This window comes from Methylocystis sp. WRRC1 (genome assembly GCF_020733155.1).
In the GTDB taxonomy this organism is placed as follows: domain Bacteria; phylum Pseudomonadota; class Alphaproteobacteria; order Rhizobiales; family Beijerinckiaceae; genus Methylocystis.
Window position 1 is genome coordinate 1,462,713 of the sequence record NZ_JAJFZJ010000001.1, and the last position, 15,877, is coordinate 1,478,589.

The 15,877-nt window shown below is 64.3% G+C and carries 19 protein-coding genes and 1 pseudogene; 4 read left to right on the forward strand and 16 right to left on the reverse strand.

What is annotated here, in order from left to right; genetic code table 11:
- Position 1 precedes the first annotated feature (1 nt).
- From LG047_RS07120 to LG047_RS07140, 5 genes and pseudogenes are all read right to left on the reverse strand, one after another.
- Positions 2-1,765, reverse strand: a complete 1,764-nt coding sequence (locus tag LG047_RS07120; protein WP_227966093.1) for a prohead protease/major capsid protein fusion protein — start codon at positions 1,763-1,765, stop codon at positions 2-4.
- Positions 1,762-3,141 (reverse strand): annotated as a pseudogene (locus LG047_RS07125) (phage portal protein). The gene LG047_RS07120 and the pseudogene LG047_RS07125 overlap by 4 nt, the downstream one beginning before the upstream one ends.
- Positions 3,138-3,572 carry a MerR family transcriptional regulator gene (locus LG047_RS07130; protein WP_227966094.1) on the reverse strand — a complete coding sequence of 145 codons (435 nt, stop codon included), beginning with the start codon at positions 3,570-3,572 and terminating at the stop codon, positions 3,138-3,140. The pseudogene LG047_RS07125 and the gene LG047_RS07130 overlap by 4 nt, the downstream one beginning before the upstream one ends.
- Positions 3,573-3,630: 58 nt before the next feature.
- Positions 3,631-3,807, reverse strand: a complete 177-nt coding sequence (locus tag LG047_RS07135; protein WP_227966095.1) for a hypothetical protein — start codon at positions 3,805-3,807, stop codon at positions 3,631-3,633.
- A 91-nt stretch (positions 3,808-3,898) separates the two neighbouring features.
- Positions 3,899-4,198 carry a hypothetical protein gene (locus LG047_RS07140; protein WP_227966096.1) on the reverse strand — a complete coding sequence of 100 codons (300 nt, stop codon included), beginning with the start codon at positions 4,196-4,198 and terminating at the stop codon, positions 3,899-3,901.
- Positions 4,199-4,304: 106 nt separating this feature from the next.
- On the opposite strand from LG047_RS07140, the gene LG047_RS19725 reads away from it, so the two are divergent.
- Positions 4,305-4,499: a ribbon-helix-helix protein, CopG family gene (locus LG047_RS19725; protein ID WP_227968445.1), complete on the forward strand. Its 195-nt coding sequence runs from the start codon at positions 4,305-4,307 to the stop codon at positions 4,497-4,499.
- Positions 4,415-4,777: a hypothetical protein gene (locus tag LG047_RS07150; protein ID WP_227968537.1), complete on the forward strand. Its 363-nt coding sequence runs from the start codon at positions 4,415-4,417 to the stop codon at positions 4,775-4,777. The genes LG047_RS19725 and LG047_RS07150 overlap by 85 nt, the downstream gene beginning before the upstream one ends.
- 1 nt (position 4,778) lies before the next feature.
- On the opposite strand, the gene LG047_RS07155 is transcribed toward LG047_RS07150, so the two are convergent.
- The 6 genes from LG047_RS07155 to LG047_RS07180 are packed head-to-tail and all read right to left on the reverse strand — an operon-like array spanning position 4,779 to position 8,841.
- Positions 4,779-6,548, reverse strand: a complete 1,770-nt coding sequence (locus LG047_RS07155; RefSeq protein ID WP_227966097.1) for a phage terminase large subunit family protein — start codon at positions 6,546-6,548, stop codon at positions 4,779-4,781.
- Entirely contained in the window at positions 6,541-7,089 is a 549-nt protein-coding gene (locus tag LG047_RS07160) for a terminase small subunit (RefSeq protein WP_227966098.1), read from the reverse strand. The genes LG047_RS07155 and LG047_RS07160 overlap by 8 nt, the downstream gene beginning before the upstream one ends.
- Complete coding sequence (locus LG047_RS07165) at positions 7,076-7,291, reverse strand: hypothetical protein (protein WP_227966099.1); 216 nt, start codon at positions 7,289-7,291, stop codon at positions 7,076-7,078. The genes LG047_RS07160 and LG047_RS07165 overlap by 14 nt, the downstream gene beginning before the upstream one ends.
- Positions 7,284-8,327 (reverse strand): hypothetical protein, encoded by a 1,044-nt coding sequence (locus tag LG047_RS07170; RefSeq protein ID WP_227966100.1) that lies wholly within the window; start codon positions 8,325-8,327, stop codon positions 7,284-7,286. The genes LG047_RS07165 and LG047_RS07170 overlap by 8 nt, the downstream gene beginning before the upstream one ends.
- Positions 8,324-8,563 (reverse strand): hypothetical protein, encoded by a 240-nt coding sequence (locus tag LG047_RS07175; protein ID WP_227966101.1) that lies wholly within the window; start codon positions 8,561-8,563, stop codon positions 8,324-8,326. Before LG047_RS07175 ends, LG047_RS07170 begins: the two co-directional genes overlap by 4 nt.
- Positions 8,560-8,841 (reverse strand): hypothetical protein, encoded by a 282-nt coding sequence (locus LG047_RS07180; RefSeq protein ID WP_227966102.1) that lies wholly within the window; start codon positions 8,839-8,841, stop codon positions 8,560-8,562. Before LG047_RS07180 ends, LG047_RS07175 begins: the two co-directional genes overlap by 4 nt.
- A 106-nt stretch (positions 8,842-8,947) precedes the next feature.
- On the opposite strand from LG047_RS07180, the gene LG047_RS07185 reads away from it, so the two are divergent.
- Both LG047_RS07185 and hisG read left to right on the forward strand, forming a co-directional pair.
- Positions 8,948-10,096, forward strand: a complete 1,149-nt coding sequence (locus LG047_RS07185; RefSeq protein ID WP_370635019.1) for an ATP phosphoribosyltransferase regulatory subunit — start codon at positions 8,948-8,950, stop codon at positions 10,094-10,096.
- Positions 10,093-11,061 (forward strand): ATP phosphoribosyltransferase, encoded by a 969-nt coding sequence (hisG, locus tag LG047_RS07190; protein WP_227966104.1) that lies wholly within the window; start codon positions 10,093-10,095, stop codon positions 11,059-11,061. Before LG047_RS07185 ends, hisG begins: the two co-directional genes overlap by 4 nt.
- A gap of 77 nt (positions 11,062-11,138) precedes the next feature.
- Here hisG and LG047_RS07195 read toward each other — a convergent pair whose 3' ends face one another.
- The 5 genes from LG047_RS07195 to thrC form a co-directional block, all read right to left on the reverse strand.
- The gene (locus tag LG047_RS07195; RefSeq protein WP_227966105.1) at positions 11,139-11,372 is read right to left on the reverse strand and encodes a hypothetical protein; all 234 of its coding nucleotides are present in this window, start codon (positions 11,370-11,372) and stop codon (positions 11,139-11,141) included.
- Between the two features lie 24 nt (positions 11,373-11,396).
- Positions 11,397-12,746, reverse strand: coding sequence for a S8 family serine peptidase (locus LG047_RS07200; protein WP_051134186.1), 1,350 nt, complete (start codon positions 12,744-12,746; stop codon positions 11,397-11,399).
- 199 nt (positions 12,747-12,945) lie between these two features.
- Entirely contained in the window at positions 12,946-13,707 is a 762-nt protein-coding gene (locus LG047_RS07205; protein ID WP_227968446.1) for a WecB/TagA/CpsF family glycosyltransferase, read from the reverse strand.
- A gap of 104 nt (positions 13,708-13,811) precedes the next feature.
- Positions 13,812-14,438, reverse strand: coding sequence for a GNAT family N-acetyltransferase (locus tag LG047_RS07210; protein WP_227966106.1), 627 nt, complete (start codon positions 14,436-14,438; stop codon positions 13,812-13,814).
- A 14-nt stretch (positions 14,439-14,452) separates the two neighbouring features.
- On the reverse strand, positions 14,453-15,859 hold the full coding sequence (gene thrC / locus LG047_RS07215; RefSeq protein WP_227968447.1) for a threonine synthase: 1,407 nt from the start codon (positions 15,857-15,859) through the stop codon (positions 14,453-14,455).
- Positions 15,860-15,877: the final 18 nt, after the last annotated feature.

The following is a 15,877-nucleotide window of genomic DNA, read 5'->3' on the forward strand; positions in this document are numbered from 1 at the left end:
GTTATGCGCCCGGATTTTTGAACCAGCCGCGATGGTCGATCCATCCGCCGCCGAAGTCCAAGCGGACGCGGAACCTCACGGCGTCCACGTCGAAGCCGACTTCGCTCGCGACCTGCGGGCCGCCCTCGCCCTCGAGGTGAGCGAACTCGAGCCCGTCGATTTCGGCCGGGTCCGCCGCCAGATACCATTGGTTGCCGGACAGGCGGGGCTCAACGATCAATTGCAGCTTGCCGGCGAATGGATTGACGCCCGCCGTTTCAACCGGGCTGATCGTCGCAAGGATTGTCTCGGCGGAGGTTTCCTTCGCCGGCCCGACAATCAAATACTTCGGCGTGACCGATATCGGCTCGCCGCTCAATCCGGTCTGCGTCCGCATGGCCAGGCGCGCGGCCGAAAGCGACGTGGCGTCAATCGTCGCGCCGGAACCGGCGAGATTGTCGTGGTCGGTGTGAAAAACCGCCTTGTTGTCGCTCATCGTCGGATTGGTCGTGATCAGCGAAACGAGCGCCGCCGCCTCAAACTCCGCCGCCGCGCGGCCCAACATGCGGGCCGGGTCGCTCAGGCCGCCAAGGCTGTCGTTCACAATGGCTTGTCGGCTGAAGGCGACTACGCGGCCGAAGGTTTCGAGCGAGTAGCTCTCCCTGCTCTCCGCATAGGCGCCGGCCTTGAACTCGCCGTGTTCGCCGACCTTCTCCAAGGTGAGCGGGCCGGACACTTGGACGCGGTGTCTCGCGCGGAAGTCGCGCGCGGCCGTCATGCGGGCGACCTGTTTGATGCCGGACGGCGCCGCCGAGTAGCTGGCTCGCAGTTCCTTGTTCACCACGTCCGCGAGCAAAAGCGGGAAGTCCGACGTCGTCATCGCCATGGCCCGATCGATGACGCCGGCCGGCGAGAGACCGATTGTCGAGATAGAGCGGGAGCGGAGAAGATCGCGGGCCATCTCCACCATGCTTAGGCCGCAGAACTGGCGGGCCGCGTCGCTTGGCTGATGCGTTGGGTTGCTGCGCACGTAAAGCGCCTCGGCCATCGCGGCGCGGCGGAACTCGGGATCGTCGCCAGAGAAGCCAACAGTCGCCGTGCGCACGGTGCGCGTCTGATTGCCGCGCGCCTTCATTGCCTCGAAAGCAGCGGCGCGGGCGTCTTCTACACTCACTTCCGCGTCAATCTGCGCGTCGCACCACGTGCGATCCAGTCCGGCAATCTCCGCAATCGAGCGGATCGCCGAATTGGCCTCCGCGCGCGTCGTCGTTTCGGTCTGTTCAATCGTCTCTGTCATTTCATTAGTCCTTGCTCTTGTGCCTGCCGTCGCGTCCGCCGGGATGACGACAAGCGATACCTCCAGAAGGTCATATTTCGTGGCGATCTTCGCGCGTTTGCCGTCGCGTTTTTCTTCCGTCCACTGCGTCACGCGGTAGCCGATGCTGGCGGAGAACTTGCCGCCGTCGCTCAGTTCGGCGGCGATACGCTGCGCCAGTTCGCCGTGTTTCGAGAGGGTCGCGGTTCCGATGACTTCGCCGCCGATCGTGCGAATGTTCGAGACGCTGCCCAGGATGGCGCCGACGGTTTCGCGATTGTGCGCGTCCAAGAGAGGAACGCTCGCCGGCCATTGCTGATTGAGCGACAGTATCTCTTCGTATGCGCCGCGCATATCGAAGCGCATGACGGCGGCGCCTGTCGACAGCACAATGTCGAATGTTCGCGTCTCGGCGTTCCACGAAGAGGGCGAACGGCTCGCGCGGCGAATGATGATGGTCTGCTCGGTCATGCGGCGGCGTCCTTCGGCATCTGTGTCGAGAGATTGAATTGCAGCCCGAGGGCGTCGGCGCTGTCGCGGTCACGGGCAATCTCTTGATCAAGCTCTTCAAGATCGCGGCCGCGTTCGGCGACGCATTCGCGGCGGGATTTCAGACCGTGGTCGATTTGGAGAATGTCAGCCTGCACGTCCTTCACGGGATCGACCGGAGCGAACTTCGGACACAGCCAATCCGCCGCAAGCCAGCTTTCCGGGTCGCGCTCAAAGCCCGGCGCCTGAATGCGGCCGGCGAGAATTTCGAGCGTCAACCAACGCCTGTAAATTTTCCTTAGTTGAGGAATAACTACGGCGTATTGTAATTGTTCAGCGCCGCGGCGGAACGCCATCATTGAACCGCGCAGGCTCGAATAGTTCGCGTTGGACAAGTCGCCGGAAACAAGCTCGTAAGGAACGCCGCAGCCCGCCGCGCATTCGCGAATGACAGCCTTCAGGAAGTCGGAAGTTTCCGCGCCGATCTCCGGCGGCTGCGCGAATGAGACTTCCTCACCGGCGCGGAGCCGCACCATTGAGCCGGGCTCCAGCGACGTGTCGCCGGTTGCCGCGTCCGGCGCGAGAATGTCGCCACTGTCGCCGGTCACGAAACCTGTAAATAGCGCCGCCGTGCGGGCGCGCATCGTGAGCGCGTCCGACACGCCATCAAGATCGTCCAGGCGCTTCAGGACCGGCGCGAGCCACGAGACGCCGCGCACTTGTCCGATATGGTCCTGCCTGTAGAGATGAATGCAATCCTCGATTGGCAGGCGAATCGTGTCCAGCGAAGGCGACGGAAGAGGAAGGCCGGGCGGGGTCCGATAAAGATGGATTGCGGCGCGGCGAAGGTCGGGCCCTTACTCGATGCCATCCATCGTCCAGCGCCCGCCGCCCATGTCGGGCGTCGTCACGGTCGCGACTTGCTCGCTCGCCAGAAGGCGGATGCGAAGCTCGCCCCGGTCGTCGGTTTCGAGCGACGCGAAGCCGTCGCCCGTGAGCGCCATCGAACGGAACAAGGCCGCCTGAAGGCCGCCAAAGTCGGTCCCTTCGTCAAAATCCGCCCTATCCCACCAGCGGGAAAAGGCGGCGTCGATTGCCTCGGAATCGGGGGCTTTTGAAACGGGCTTCACGCCGCACCCGATCGCGCTCGCCGTCCATTGATCAATGATCGCTTTGGCAAACGCTTGATTCGCGTATGCGCCCCGCGCCCGGCGCATGATGGCGGCTCGGCTCGCCAATGCTGCGGCGGGAGGGCTGGCCATTTCGGTCGCGTTGCGCCAGCGCCGGCCGGAACCGGCCGCTTCATAATTGCGGGTCGAGATGCCGAGGGCGCGACGAATGATGGCGGGGAGATTCATTGGCGCATCTCCCGAACTGCAAAGAAAACTTCATTCGTGATCTTGCGAAGGTCGAGCACGACGACGACAGGATCAACAAACCATCCGAGATTATCGAGAACGGTTCCCGATCCCTGCAACTCGCGAAATTCAAGCGACTCGCCGTCTTCCGCGCGCCCAATGCCGATCAGCGGCGCATATCCCTGCGCCGCCTTCTCCAGGTTTGGGCGCATAGCGTTGACAAGGTTGACGACTTCTTGTGCGGCGAAACCGCGCTCTGTCAGCATTACGACGACGCGGACGCCAATCACGTCTGACAACGCATAACGGCGCCATCCTCCATCCTTGGCAAGGTGAGGGAAAAGCCCGTTTCGATTTTGCCATGCGCGCAGGGACGACGCAGGACAACCGGCTGCGGCTATGACTTCGGAGGCGGTGAGCGTCTGGTCCATTTCGACGCATTCGTATCATTTTTTCGAGAATGATGCAAGCGCGTCGATTATTGGCCGCTCACGCCGCCATTTTCGATCCAGCCCGCGCCCGCATCGCCTTCGCCCGCGCCCATGAAAAGGCCAAGCAGCGCGACCAGGACCAGCCATGCGCCGCCATCAGTCGAAACTGGCGGTGAGCGTCGCGCATGATTGCGCGACGATCGAATCTGCCATCGGGAAGAAGTAGAAAATTCAATACCTTCTCCCAAATTCAAACCGCTCGGCGAGCCCGATTAGCCCGCGCGCAATCCAAAGCAGACCGCGCGCGAGCCGAACGCGAAGCGGCGTCATGACTCGACCCCTTCCACAATCGGCCCGCCGCGCTCAGCGTCGAGAAATACCCGCGCCGCCCGCGCCGCGCCTTGGGCACGCTTGGCCTCGTCCTGAGCCTTCAGCCGTTGAACGAGCTCGTGAAGGTCTGAGCGCGCGTCGAGAACCAGATCGGTCAGGGCATCGAACGTCTCGACGGAAAGGCCGGCGCCGGCGAGGGCAAGATCGAGTCCGGTCAGGCGCCGTTCGATCTTTTGAAGGGCCTCCGCAATGTCGAGTTCCTCAAGTTCTTCAGACTGCTGCGATTCACTGATCATTTTCGCTCTCCTTCAGGCAAGCCAATGGCATTCGTCGGAACGGCATGTTCCGACGCTTGACGAGTCCACGTTGCTTGCTTTGCATATTTTGTGTAATACAACATTCATGAAGAAGTCAATTCCCGTAATACAAAAAAAGAGAGGCCGGCCCGTTACGGGGCAAGAGCCACTGGTCACTTTTCGCGCGCCGGCATCGCTGATCGAGCGAATAGAAAAATGGGCGGCGCGCCAGAAAGACGCGCCATCGCGCTCGGAAGCCATCCGGCGGCTATTGGAAAAGGCAATGGAGAAATCGAAATGACTAAGCAAGAGCAATTTCTTTACATCGTCCAGACAACTATTTTAGCAAACGCCGCTTACCTCACTAGCAATAAAGATTTGGCGCAAAAATATGTTGACGGATATTTCGCTTCTCGTGTGCAAATAATTGCAGACGAAGCGATTCGTGCGAGTGAACTTATTCCGCAGCAAATGAGCGCCAACGAAGCGGCTGGCGAATTTTTGGGATACATGCTTCCCAACTTAAAAGACCAAGAAACGCCAAGCCCCGATCTACCAAGTTGGTTTGCTCGCCATTGAGTTATCTATCCATCCAGCTCGACCTCATGACGCGCGGCGGCGCCTTGGGCGGCTCCGCAGACCGCAATTCCGCCTCTCGCTGGTCAAACAGGATCGTCACGCCCTGTCGGGCCGCGAAGGCATAAACCGTGCAATCGAGCGCCTCGGCCGCCCTCCCCGGAATGCGCTCAAACCGGCGCTGGGGGAGCCCTCGCACGTAGCGCAATATCTTCCTCTCGCTGCAGAGTTGTTCAAAAAAGACGGGCTCCAGACTGTCCGAAAATCGGATTGACCGGCCGCGCGCCAGGCGCGAATAGATCGTGGTTTTCAGCCCGTCGACACCGATCAGGAAGAGCCGCCCGCCCTTCACCTTCGATTTGCTCGCCTGAAGCGCCGGGCGACTTCCGAACACGCCCTTGCCGGCCATGATGCGGCGCGAGAGGCGCGGGAAGCAAAAGGCGTAGACCTTATCGGTCCAATCGCCGTCGCCCGAGTCGACGATCATGGCGTCGACACGCAACTGCCCGCCGAAGGGATGGCGCCAACGGGTGCGGGACAGTTCGTCCAGTTCGCTCCATGTGCTGTCGTCATCGGGAGAGCCCCAAATCACGGCGTGCCCGAGAATGAGAGCCTCAACCCGACTCCATCCGACAATCGTCGCTTCCAGCCGATCATCCTGCACGTCCACGCCGATCGTCACGGCGAGCACTTCGGGCGGGATACGGTCCAAGCCGAATGGCTCCAGACGCTGTTGCAAGGCGAGTTCGTCCGCCTGTTCTTCGGCGTCCGACCAGCCTTCCCCAAGGACCGTGTTCACGAAAGGCTGAAGCAAATCGGGATCGTCTTTCGCCCGAAGAAACTCTTCGGCGAGCTTGCCCCAGCTTGCATTTGGCAACGGCGAAACGAGCGCGTTAATCCAAAAGCCTGCGTGGCCTCGAACTTCGGGCGCTTGGGCGTCCCACCGCCCGGCGCGGATCATCGCCATCTTGTGCCGCTCTTCGATCAACTCCATGCAATGCGGACAACGAAATGCCGCCGTCTCGGGCCGCTTTTCCTGCCATTCGATATGCGCCCATTTCAGGAAAATGAAAGCGCCGCAGGAGGGACATGGAACTTCGAAAACCCGCTTGTCGCTCGCCGCATAAGACCGAATCACATTACTCGTTTCCGCATGAAGCGGCGTCGACCCGATAACGATTTTCCGATCGGGAAACGCGAGCGTGCGCTTCTCGGCAAGCGCGATCGGCGAGCCCTCTGCGCTCGGATCCATTGCATCGGCCTCGTCGACCAGGACAACGCGGGCGTTGTGCCGCCGCAAATTGCGCGGGCTCTTGGCCGCGACAATCTTCAGGCTTCCGCCCGGAAAGCGGCGCGAAAGGAGCGTGTTGCGCCCGCCCTCGCTCGCGTCGGCCTCGAGCAAGCCACGCAAGGCCGGCGAGGCTTCGAAGATTGGTTCGATGTCGGAAACGACATAGTCGCGCGCGTCCGCCTCGGTCGGGAGAAGCGCGAGGATCGGGCTTGGCTCATTCGCGCAAAAATGGCCGATGGCGCCGGAAAGCAAGGTGGTGAAGCCAAGACGTGCCGATTTGACCAACGTCACGCGCTCGATTCGCTTGTCGCCGATCGCGTCGGCAATCTCGCGTTGATAAGGCCACAGCCTCACAGCGCCCGGCTGCGCGGAAACTCCCTGCGGAAGCCGCACATTGCTTTCGATCCATTCGGCAAGGGTGACGGCGGGCGGCGGCATTAGCGCCGACAGCGCCTCCCTGCGGACTCTCGCGAGGCTATCCATTGGCCGAATCCTTCAGCGCGTCGACGACTTCCCGCTCCACGATGTCGACCTCGGAGAGCGTCATATGAGGAATGGCGGCCCGGACTCGCGAGGGGATGGCGAGCATGCGAGACCTCACGCCGGTCATGATCATGCGCCACGCCGCGGCGACCTCTGCGGCCGCGATCATCTCGCCGCGCAACGCCGCGTTTTTCAGAGCCGCAGCGTCCGCCTGCTCTCGCGCCAGTCGCGCCCGCGCCGCCGTGAGCGTCGAAACGCCCGACTCGCCGCCGCGCCCGGAAGCGACATGGCGAAGATGCTCACAATACGCCCGGACAGACGCGGCGAGCTCATACTTTCCCCGCTCCGCCTTCACAATCACTTCACGGTCGACCAGGTCTCGAATCGTCCTCTCATGAACGCCAAGCAGCTTCGCAAGCTCCCTGCCCGTAAGCATCGGTTCCCCTTTGGGTTTTTCATTCGAGAGTGAACCGTCGGGGATCACCGCCCCGCATCCCGCCGCCTTGGAAAGGACCCGCTCGGCTCGCTTAGGACTGGCCATGTCGCCCTCCCATCGCCAGCCGGCGCAGTTCATGGGCGATCTCGGATCGCTCGGCGAAGAAAGCCTCCGGGTCGCGACGCGACACGGTGAGCATCGCGACGCGGCGCGAGAGGTCGAGCAACTTTTCGTCGTTCGCGGCGCCTTGCCGTCGGCGCCTTGCCGTCGATAGCTCGGAAGGTGCGAGAGAAGCCGGATCAGTCATCGCCACCTTCCTGTAGCCGGATCGTGGTTTCCGCGTCCGTGACGATGTTCCTGATTGTGAGCGTTTCTGGCCAACCGGGAACGGGCGCCGCCCACCATTCGAGACGATCCTGATGGCCGTCAGGCCGCGCGCTTGGCGGTCTGCCGCCGCCAGCGCTTGCCGGCAAGCTCGTTTCCCGATCCACCCCCGGCGCCCTTTGGGCTGTGCGCCGGGCCAATGGAAATTCCACAACGGTTGCCGAGACAACTTCGTCGGCGGGCCTATTAATCCCCTTCGGGGATATAGGGGGCGACGAATTTGTCTCAGGCTCGCCGATGACGTGCTTAAGCATTTGTTCCCGCTCCTCTTTCGGTCGGCGGTAGAAAGACGCGCGGCTTTCTCCAAAAGCGGCCCATGGCTTCACGGCGGAATAGCTTTGCGAGCGCGGCCGCGCGCCCGCGGCGACGCGGGCGGCCGCCCTGCGTTTTTTATCTCTCGCCTTTCGCCGTTCGGTTGCAGCCGCAGCCCGATCGGCCTTCAGGAAGTCAATCGCGCCTATCGTGCGCAACTGAAGATTCTCACGCTCGGCGCGATCTACGCCGATCATCCTTGCGGCGGTGTCGGCGTTGACGAAGCCCCTCACCCTCCGACGGCGCGCCTTGTCGATTCCCGACTGAACCGCTTCGACGATCCACGGCTCGGGGTTTGCAATCCCCAGTTCGACAAGAAGAGATTTCGCGGTGGCGTCGGGCCATGTCGCGAAGTATTCGCGTTGATATTTGTGCGCGTGCTTCCCCTTCGTGATCTTGTAGACGCGAGCGGGAAACATCAGGACCGGGACAGCCCAGCAATATGCGAGATTATGCCAATTGAGCGCGGTCCCGCTCGCGATACGATTCTCAGCGACGCGGAGGCATTCCTGAATGCCGATCAGCGCGCGCATTCGAAGGACTCGATAATCGACCCGCTCCGAGGCGGGTCTTGCCTCGTGCGATTGCGTCCGAAGAGCGGCGCTGTCGCCGCCTTCCGCGACCATGGGTTTGCGGAGTGCGCTCATGCCGCGTCTCCGCTTTTGCCGATTTCTCGGAACGTCGCGGTCGCCGTCCGCGTCGTTGCGATGATTTGACGGAGGTGCATTTCGGCCAAGGTGTCGGCGCCGCGATAAGCGGCCTCCCCAAGGCTCACGGCCAACGACTCAAGGACGCTGGCGTATTCGCAAAGCGCGTCGCGGCGAATCCAATCCGCGTCGCGGCTCACGAGTTCGGGGCTGTCGTGTCGGAACGGCGCGTTCATGCCAGCGCCTCCCCGAACATGACGGCGTCGGCGAGCCAGATCAGCGCGTCGAGGGCGTCGAGGTCCGCAAGGTGCGGGTCGACCAAATTTGCGATTGCGTCGAGGCGAGCGAGGGCGTATTCCTTTTGCGGAAGGTTGCTTGCCTGCGTCCTTTCGTAATCCTCGCCGCCCGCTTCCCCAAGCCGGGCGGCGATTTCTTTTTCGGGGTCGGGCGGGCCAGAAGGTTTGGGCGGCGCGGCCGAAACGCCAATGTTTTCAATGGGGGTGGAACGCCCCAAACATGGCGTTAACCCATTGTTTTCACCATTTTGAACGGCTTCCGCCGGAAAGCGGGTGCGCCGCAGCGACGCGCTTGCTAAAGAATGCGCAAAATCGGAAGGAAAAATGCGCGTGAAAGACGCGAAAGCCACAGCCGCCGGGCGGCAGTCCGGGATCCTTGCCGCGATTCTCGGGCATTTCGAACACGAGGGATTCTCGCGCCGCGAGCCGAAGCTCCTTCAACCGGCGGGCGTCTTCCTCGACCGTTCGGGCGAGGATTTCCGCGGGCGGCTCTATCTCACGAGCGACGCCTCGGGCGCGGAATTCTGCCTGCGCCCGGAATACACCATTCCCGTCTGCCTCGATTATCTCGCCTCCGGCGCGGCCGGAAAAGTCGCCGCCTACGCCTACGGCGGCTCGATCTTTCGCGCGCCCGAACATGGCGCCGCCGGCGACGGCGAATTCCTGCAGGCGGGCATAGAAAGCTTCGGCCGCGACGACCGCGAGGCGGCTGACGCCGAGATCATGGGGGCGGCGCTCGAAGCCGCCAAGGCTGGCGGCGCAGGCCCTCTCGCCGTGCATATCGGCGACGCGGGGCTCGTCGCCGCCTTTCTGGATCGTCTGGACCTGCCTTCCGTCTGGCGGCGGCGCATCGAAGCCGGCCACGCCCGCGGCCAGTCGCCGGCCGAAATCTTCGCGCCGCCGCAGCGCAACGGCGCCGCAGCCGATCAGCGCGGCGTCCTCGCTGCGCTGACCAAGGTCGATCCCGCCGACGCCCGCCGCCTCGTCGAGGACCTGCTCTCCATCGCCGGCATCACGGCGGTCGGAGGACGCAGCGCGGCGGAGATCGCCGAGCGCTTTCTCGAGCAGGCGACGCTCGCCGAGGGCGCGGGCGTCCCGGCGGAGAAACGCGCCCTGGCCGAAGCGTTTTTCGCCATAGAGGGCGCGCCGGACGCCGCCTCGACGGCCCTGCGCCGCCTTGCCGACGACGCGAATCTCGATCTCGGCGCGGCGCTCGATTCATTCGACACGCGCTCGGGCTTCATCGCCGCGCGCGGACTGGGTCTCGACGACATGGTCTTTTCGGCGAGTTTCGCGCGCCATCTCGACTATTATTCCGGCTTCGTCTTCGAGGCGCGCCATGCGGCGGGCGGCGAACCCGTGATCGGCGGGGGCCGCTATGACCGCCTGCTGAAAACGCTCGGCGCCGGGGCCGACATTCCGGCCGTGGGCGCGGCGATCTGGATCGACCGGCTGGCGGGAGACGCGGCATGACAAAACTCATCGTCGCCTCGCCCTCCAAGGGCCGCCTGCAGGAAAACGCCAGCGCCTTCTTCGGCCGCGCAGGGCTGGAGCTCACGCAGGGACGCGGCGCGCGCGATTATCGCGGCTCGATCGCCGGCATGGACAGCGTCGAGGTCGCCTTCCTCTCCGCCTCCGAAATCACCGGCCGCCTCGCGCGCGGCGAGGTTCATTTCGGCGTGACCGGCGAAGACCTGGTGCGCGAGGAGATCGCCGATCCCGAAAACAAGGTCGAATTGCTCGCGCCGCTCGGCTTCGGTCACGCCAATGTCGTTGTCGCCGCGCCGCAGGCGTGGATCGACGTGCGCGGCATGGCCGATCTCGCCGATGTCGCGGCCGGCTTCCGCGCCCGGCACGGGCGCGGCCTGCGCGTCGCCACCAAATATGTGAACACGACGCGGCGCTTTTTCGCGCAGCATGACGTGAGCGACTATCGCATCGTCGAAAGCTCCGGCGCGACCGAGGGCGCGCCCGCCGCCGGCTCGGCCGACCTCATCGTCGACATCACCACGACGGGGGCGACCCTCGCCGCGAATGCGCTCAAGGTTCTCGACGACGGCGTGATCCTGCGCTCGCAGGCCAATCTCGTCGCCTCGCTGACCGCGCCCTGGGGCGAGACCGCCCGCGAAGCCGCGCGCGTCATCCTCTCGCGCATCGCGGCGGAAGAGGAAGCGCGCATGACGCGCGAGGTGCGGGCGACGCTGCCCGACCTCACCGACAAGATCATCCGCAAGGCCGAAACGAAATTCGACGCCGCCCTGCGCGAGAGCGTCGCAGACACGGCGACCTTTACCTGCCCGGCGAAGAAAGTCGCGGGCCTCGCCGACTGGCTGATCGGGCAAGGCGCAAAGAGCGTGACGAGCGCCCGGCTGGATTATGTGTTCCGCGCCGACAATGCGCTGTGGGCAAGACTGGCGGGGCGGCTCGACGGACGCTGACAAGCGCCGCGCGCCCTTCTTTGCAGGCGCGTCGGCTCATCGCCGGCCGCTCGGGAATCGCGGAATGGCGTTTCGACTTATTGGGCCTTGTAGATTTGATCTTCACGCACGGAGGCGACGCCTTCCACCCGCCGCAGCGCGTCGAGCAGATCAGCGCGCACGCGTCCGTTCACGATCATGAAACGCAGATGCCGCTCGATGTGATCGAGTCCAAGTTTTTGCAGGGCTTGGACGATCTCCTCGATCCTCTGGGCCTGCGCCTTGTCGATGCGGATTGTCACATCGACCTTTCCCGACGCGCCACGTTCCATTTCTTGTCGTCTCCCGGCGCCGCCTCATGGCTGCGGCGCTTGCAACAGGCCCTTGCCCACGTCACGCGCCGGGACGTTGAGCCGCCGCGTGAGTTGCAGCACGCGCGCCCATAGCGCCCAGCCGCGAAATGTCGCATCGGACTGGGCGATCAGCGCCGCGACGCCGGCCACATGCGGCGTCGCCATGCTGGTGCCGTCCCAGCGATCATAGCCGCCGCCGGGCAGAGAGGAAAGAATCCCGACGCCCGGAGCCGCGATGTCCACGTCCTGCCCCGGATTGACGCCGCCGCAGGAGAAGGACGCCGGGTTGAAATTCTGGTCCACGGCGGCCACCGCCATTATTGTAGAGGCGTTCGCGGGCGAGCCAACAGGCGCGATGCGCCGGGGGCGCTCGCTTTCATTGCCCGCGGCGGCGACCACCAGCACGCCGGAGTCCAGACAGACCTGCCCGATCTGCTCATAATCGGCGTTCGGCTGGTCGCCGACCCGCGTCGCCGCGCCGAGCGACATCGAAATGATCTGGCACCCTTGCTCCACCGCCCAATCCATTCCGGCGATGATGGACCGGTCGGTGCCGAAGCCGTCGTCGCCCAGCACCTTGCCCGCATAGATCTCGGCTTCATAGGCGACGCCGTAGCGCGGCGCCCTTTCGGGCCTGAGCGGTCCGCAAGCGGTTCCGATGCAATGCGTGCCATGCCCATGAACGTCATTGGGCGAACTCTGGCTGGCGAAAAGCTTCTTTGTGACCGCTCGCCCCAGAAAATCCGGGTGGGTTTCGTCGAAACCGGTATCCAGCACCGCAATCTTGATCCCGGCGCCGGTGAGGCTGGAAAGCGGCGCCTTGACAGCCTGAAGACCCCAGGTGACGCTGCTCTCGTCGAAACGCTCGGCGGCCCTTTTGCCTTCGATGGCGGTCTCGCCGAGCAGACGGTCGATCAATTCGTTGACGCCGTCGCGATATCCCCTCAGATAATCGCGGTCGAAACCGCCGGCGTCGCTCAGCGAGGCGTGGCTCGGCCGGCCCGATCTGTCCGAGGCTGCGCCCAGGGCGCGATAGCTGTGCTCCGGCCGGATATTGCTGACGACCTTCTGCTCCCTCGCCTTTTCCAGCATCGGCTTGAGCCGCTCGCCGTCTCGGCGGACGATCGCGATGCCGAAGCGCTCGAAATATTGAACGTCGGCGCCGCCGAAGTCGTTCGGCACGGCGGCCGCGGCGCGGAAGTCCCGGGACGAGGCGACCTGAAAGCCTTCGGACTCGAGTTGCCGGACGCCTGCCGCGGCCGCTCCGGGCGTGAAGCGCATCACCATGCCGAGGCGCGGAGAAGCCGGCGGGGCGGGGGTCGGACGGGAGGGCGGCGCGGGACGACGAGTCATCTCAATCTCCTTGAACAGAAAAGAAATATTGAATTGGCTCGCAAATCATTTTGCGAGCTTTCTTTAAAGCCGCATAATTATGATGTTCCTGCTCTCGCAGGACGTCAAGTGTCATATTTTGCTGACGTAATGGAGATCGAATACTTGAGCTTTACTTTTTCAAGGGCGCTGTCGTGATCCATGCGCCTGGCGGCGGGCGTCACCGCGTCCGGGTCAGCAGCAGATACGCCGCCACGGGGTTCGTCGTCAGGTAACGCTTCAGGAGCCGCCGCGGCTCCAGTCCCAGACGAAACGCCCATTCGAGCCCGGCGTCCTGCATCCATTGCGGCGCGCGTTTCTTGACGCCGGAGACGAAATCGAAAAGCCCGCCCGACGTCTTGATCATCTTCACATTCGGCAGGCGATGCGCATGGTCGCGCACGAATTGCTGTTCCAGCGGCACGCCCATGGCGAGCCACAAAATGTCCGGCGCCAGCGCGTTGATTTCGTCGAGCTTCGCTTCCAGCTCCGCGCCTTTCAGGAATCCATGCGAGCGCCCGACGATGTTCACGCGCGGCGCGATGCGCTTCGTCGCCTCACAGGTCGCGCGATTCACCTCCTCGCTCGCGCCGAGCAGATAGAAGCTCGCTCCCGCATCCTGCGCCATGCGCGCGACGATCGGATAAAGATCGGTTGTCGCCACGCGCTCCGGCAGCGGCTGTTTCGAGAGCAGGCGCGAGGCCGCAACGAGCGGCTGGCCATCGGCGTTGATGAGATCGGCGCAATCGATCAGCTTGGTGAATTCGGGATCGAAGGCGCGGCGCGCCAGCACTTCGCCATTGACGGAGGTGAGATAGTAAGGCCCCTCCGCCCGCGCCGGACGCCGCGCCAGATCGAGCATGAGCCGCGCGGTCTGTTCGAGGTTAAGTCGCGCGACGCGCGCCCCGCCGATGAGACTCGTTTCGACATCGCCAATGGTCACGGTCAATCCTGCGCCCTCCGTCGCGCGCGGCGACGCGGAGCGACGCCCGTGATTTTCATTTACTTGAAAACCAGCGGAAGCTCAGCATTTACCTTTTGGCATGGTCAACGTGTTTCACCCACACGAGAGTCGCAGGGCGCAGGTTTGCCCGGCGGCGTCGGGTCCGTCTCCAGCAGCGCGAAGAGCAGATGGTCGCGCCACTGGCCGTTGATGTTGAGATAGGAGCGCGCATAGCCTTCATGCCGGAAGCCGACGCGCTCCAGCAGCCTCCTGGAAGGTTCATTACTCGGCAGGCAGGCGGCCTCTATGCGGTGCAGCCCCTGCTTCTGAAAGGCGTAGGCGCAGGCGGCGCGCACGGCGCGGGTCATGTAACCCTTGCCGGCGTAAGGCTCGCCCATCCAGTAGCCGAGCGTCGCCGATTGCGAGACGCCGCGCCGCACATATCCGAACGACAGACCGCCGACCAACACTTCGTCATCCTCCCGGTAGATGAAGAAGGAATAGGCTTCGTCGCGCGCCATTTCCTCGGCGTGCCGGCGCACGCGATAGCGGAAGCTCGCGCGGGTGAGGTCATCCGCCGGCCAGACGGGCTCCCACGGCGTGAGAAAGGCGCGGCTTCGCTCACGCAGCGACGACCATTCGGCGAAATCGCGCATCTCCGCGGGTCGCAAAAAGACGCCCTCGCCCCGAATGGGCATGTCGCGGCGTCCCATGATTCCGAACAGTGCCATCTCGGATCTTCGCCTCAGACCTGCGCCGCGCGGGCGCGTTCCGCGATGAAAGCGGCGACGCGCGCTTCGTCGTTTTCGAGGACGGTGAAACGCTCCCGGCCGTCGAGACGCGCGGCGACAGCGTCCGGAAGGCGCGGCCGCTGGCCGATCGCGCGCTCGATCGCGTCGGGGAATTTCGCCGGATGCGCGGTGGAGAGCGCCACCACAGGCGTCGAGGGGTCGACCCTGAGGCGCGCCCGCGCGGCGCGCACGCCCGTCGCCGTGTGGGGGTCGAGCACATAGCCGGCCTCGCGCCAGGTGCGCGCGATCTCCTCGGTGGTCTCCGCCTCATCGACCGACTGCGCGTCGAACTCCGCGCGGATCGCGGCGAGCGGGCCGGCGGAGATGTCGAAGCCCCCGGACTGTTCCAGCGAGGCGAAAGCCGCGCGAATCGCCGCCGGATCGCGGCCGCAGGCGTCGAACAGAAGGCGCTCGAAATTCGACGAAACCTGAATGTCCATCGACGGCGACTGCGTCGGCGTGACGCCGCGCGGCTCGTAGCGGCCTGTCGTTATCGCGCGCGCCAGAATGTCGTTGGCGTTGGTCGCGACGATCAGCCGCTCGACCGGCAGGCCCATATGTTTGGCGATGTAGCCGGCGAGCACGTCCCCGAAATTGCCGGTCGGCACGGCGAAGGAAACATGCCGGTGCGGCGCGCCCAGCGCGACGCCGCTCGTGAAATAATAGACCATCTGCGCGACGACACGCGCCCAGTTGATCGAATTGACGCCCGCGAGACCCACGCGCTCGCGGAACGGCGCGTTACGGAAGAGGCGCTTGAGGATGTTCTGCGCGTCGTCGAATGTGCCTTCCAGCGCGATCGTGTGGATATTGTCGTCGGCGACGGTCGTCATCTGCCTGCGTTGCACGTCCGACACGCGGCCATGCGGATAGAGGATGAAGACATCAACGCGCGGCAGGCCCCGAAAGGCCTCGATCGCCGCCGCGCCCGTATCGCCGGAGGTGGCGCCGACGATGGTCGCACGCAGGTTCCGCTTCTCGAGCACATGATTCATCATGCGGCCGAGAAGCTGCATCGCCAGATCCTTGAACGCGAGCGTCGGACCATGGAACAGTTCGAGCACGAAGAGATTGTCGGCGATCTGCGACAGCGGCGCGATGGCGCGGTGCCGGAAGTTCGCATAGGCCGCCTCGGTCTCCGCGCGCAGCAACTCGGGCGGAAAAGTCTCGTTCACATAAGGACCGATGAGACGCGCCGCAGCTTCGGCGTAAGGGACGCCCGCGAGCGCCGCGATGTCGCTCGGCGCGACATGCGGATAGGCGAGCGGCGTGTAGAGTCCGCCATCGGCCGCGAGGCCGGCGAGCAGAACGTCGGCGAAAGGAAGCTGCGCGGCTTCCCCGCGCGTCGAGAGATAGCGCAACGTCATGTCCGTGTGAGA

Excerpts from the sequence above, each read along its gene's own strand:
- LG047_RS07120 (WP_227966093.1), bottom strand. The coding sequence starts at position 1,765 with ATGACCGAGCAGACCATCATCATTCGCCGCGCGAGCCGTTCGCCCTCT.
- LG047_RS07130 (WP_227966094.1), bottom strand. The coding sequence starts at position 3,572 with ATGGACCAGACGCTCACCGCCTCCGAAGTCATAGCCGCAGCCGGTTGT.
- LG047_RS07140 (WP_227966096.1), bottom strand. The coding sequence starts at position 4,198 with ATGATCAGTGAATCGCAGCAGTCTGAAGAACTTGAGGAACTCGACATT.
- LG047_RS19725 (WP_227968445.1), top strand. The coding sequence starts at position 4,305 with ATGAAGAAGTCAATTCCCGTAATACAAAAAAAGAGAGGCCGGCCCGTT.
- LG047_RS07150 (WP_227968537.1), top strand. The coding sequence starts at position 4,415 with ATGGGCGGCGCGCCAGAAAGACGCGCCATCGCGCTCGGAAGCCATCCG.
- LG047_RS07155 (WP_227966097.1), bottom strand. The coding sequence starts at position 6,548 with ATGGATAGCCTCGCGAGAGTCCGCAGGGAGGCGCTGTCGGCGCTAATG.
- LG047_RS07160 (WP_227966098.1), bottom strand. The coding sequence starts at position 7,089 with ATGGCCAGTCCTAAGCGAGCCGAGCGGGTCCTTTCCAAGGCGGCGGGA.
- LG047_RS07165 (WP_227966099.1), bottom strand. The coding sequence starts at position 7,291 with ATGACTGATCCGGCTTCTCTCGCACCTTCCGAGCTATCGACGGCAAGG.
- LG047_RS07170 (WP_227966100.1), bottom strand. The coding sequence starts at position 8,327 with ATGAGCGCACTCCGCAAACCCATGGTCGCGGAAGGCGGCGACAGCGCC.
- LG047_RS07175 (WP_227966101.1), bottom strand. The coding sequence starts at position 8,563 with ATGAACGCGCCGTTCCGACACGACAGCCCCGAACTCGTGAGCCGCGAC.
- LG047_RS07185 (WP_370635019.1), top strand. The coding sequence starts at position 8,948 with ATGCGCGTGAAAGACGCGAAAGCCACAGCCGCCGGGCGGCAGTCCGGG.
- hisG (WP_227966104.1), top strand. The coding sequence starts at position 10,093 with ATGACAAAACTCATCGTCGCCTCGCCCTCCAAGGGCCGCCTGCAGGAA.
- LG047_RS07195 (WP_227966105.1), bottom strand. The coding sequence starts at position 11,372 with ATGGAACGTGGCGCGTCGGGAAAGGTCGATGTGACAATCCGCATCGAC.
- LG047_RS07200 (WP_051134186.1), bottom strand. The coding sequence starts at position 12,746 with ATGACTCGTCGTCCCGCGCCGCCCTCCCGTCCGACCCCCGCCCCGCCG.
- LG047_RS07210 (WP_227966106.1), bottom strand. The coding sequence starts at position 14,438 with ATGGCACTGTTCGGAATCATGGGACGCCGCGACATGCCCATTCGGGGC.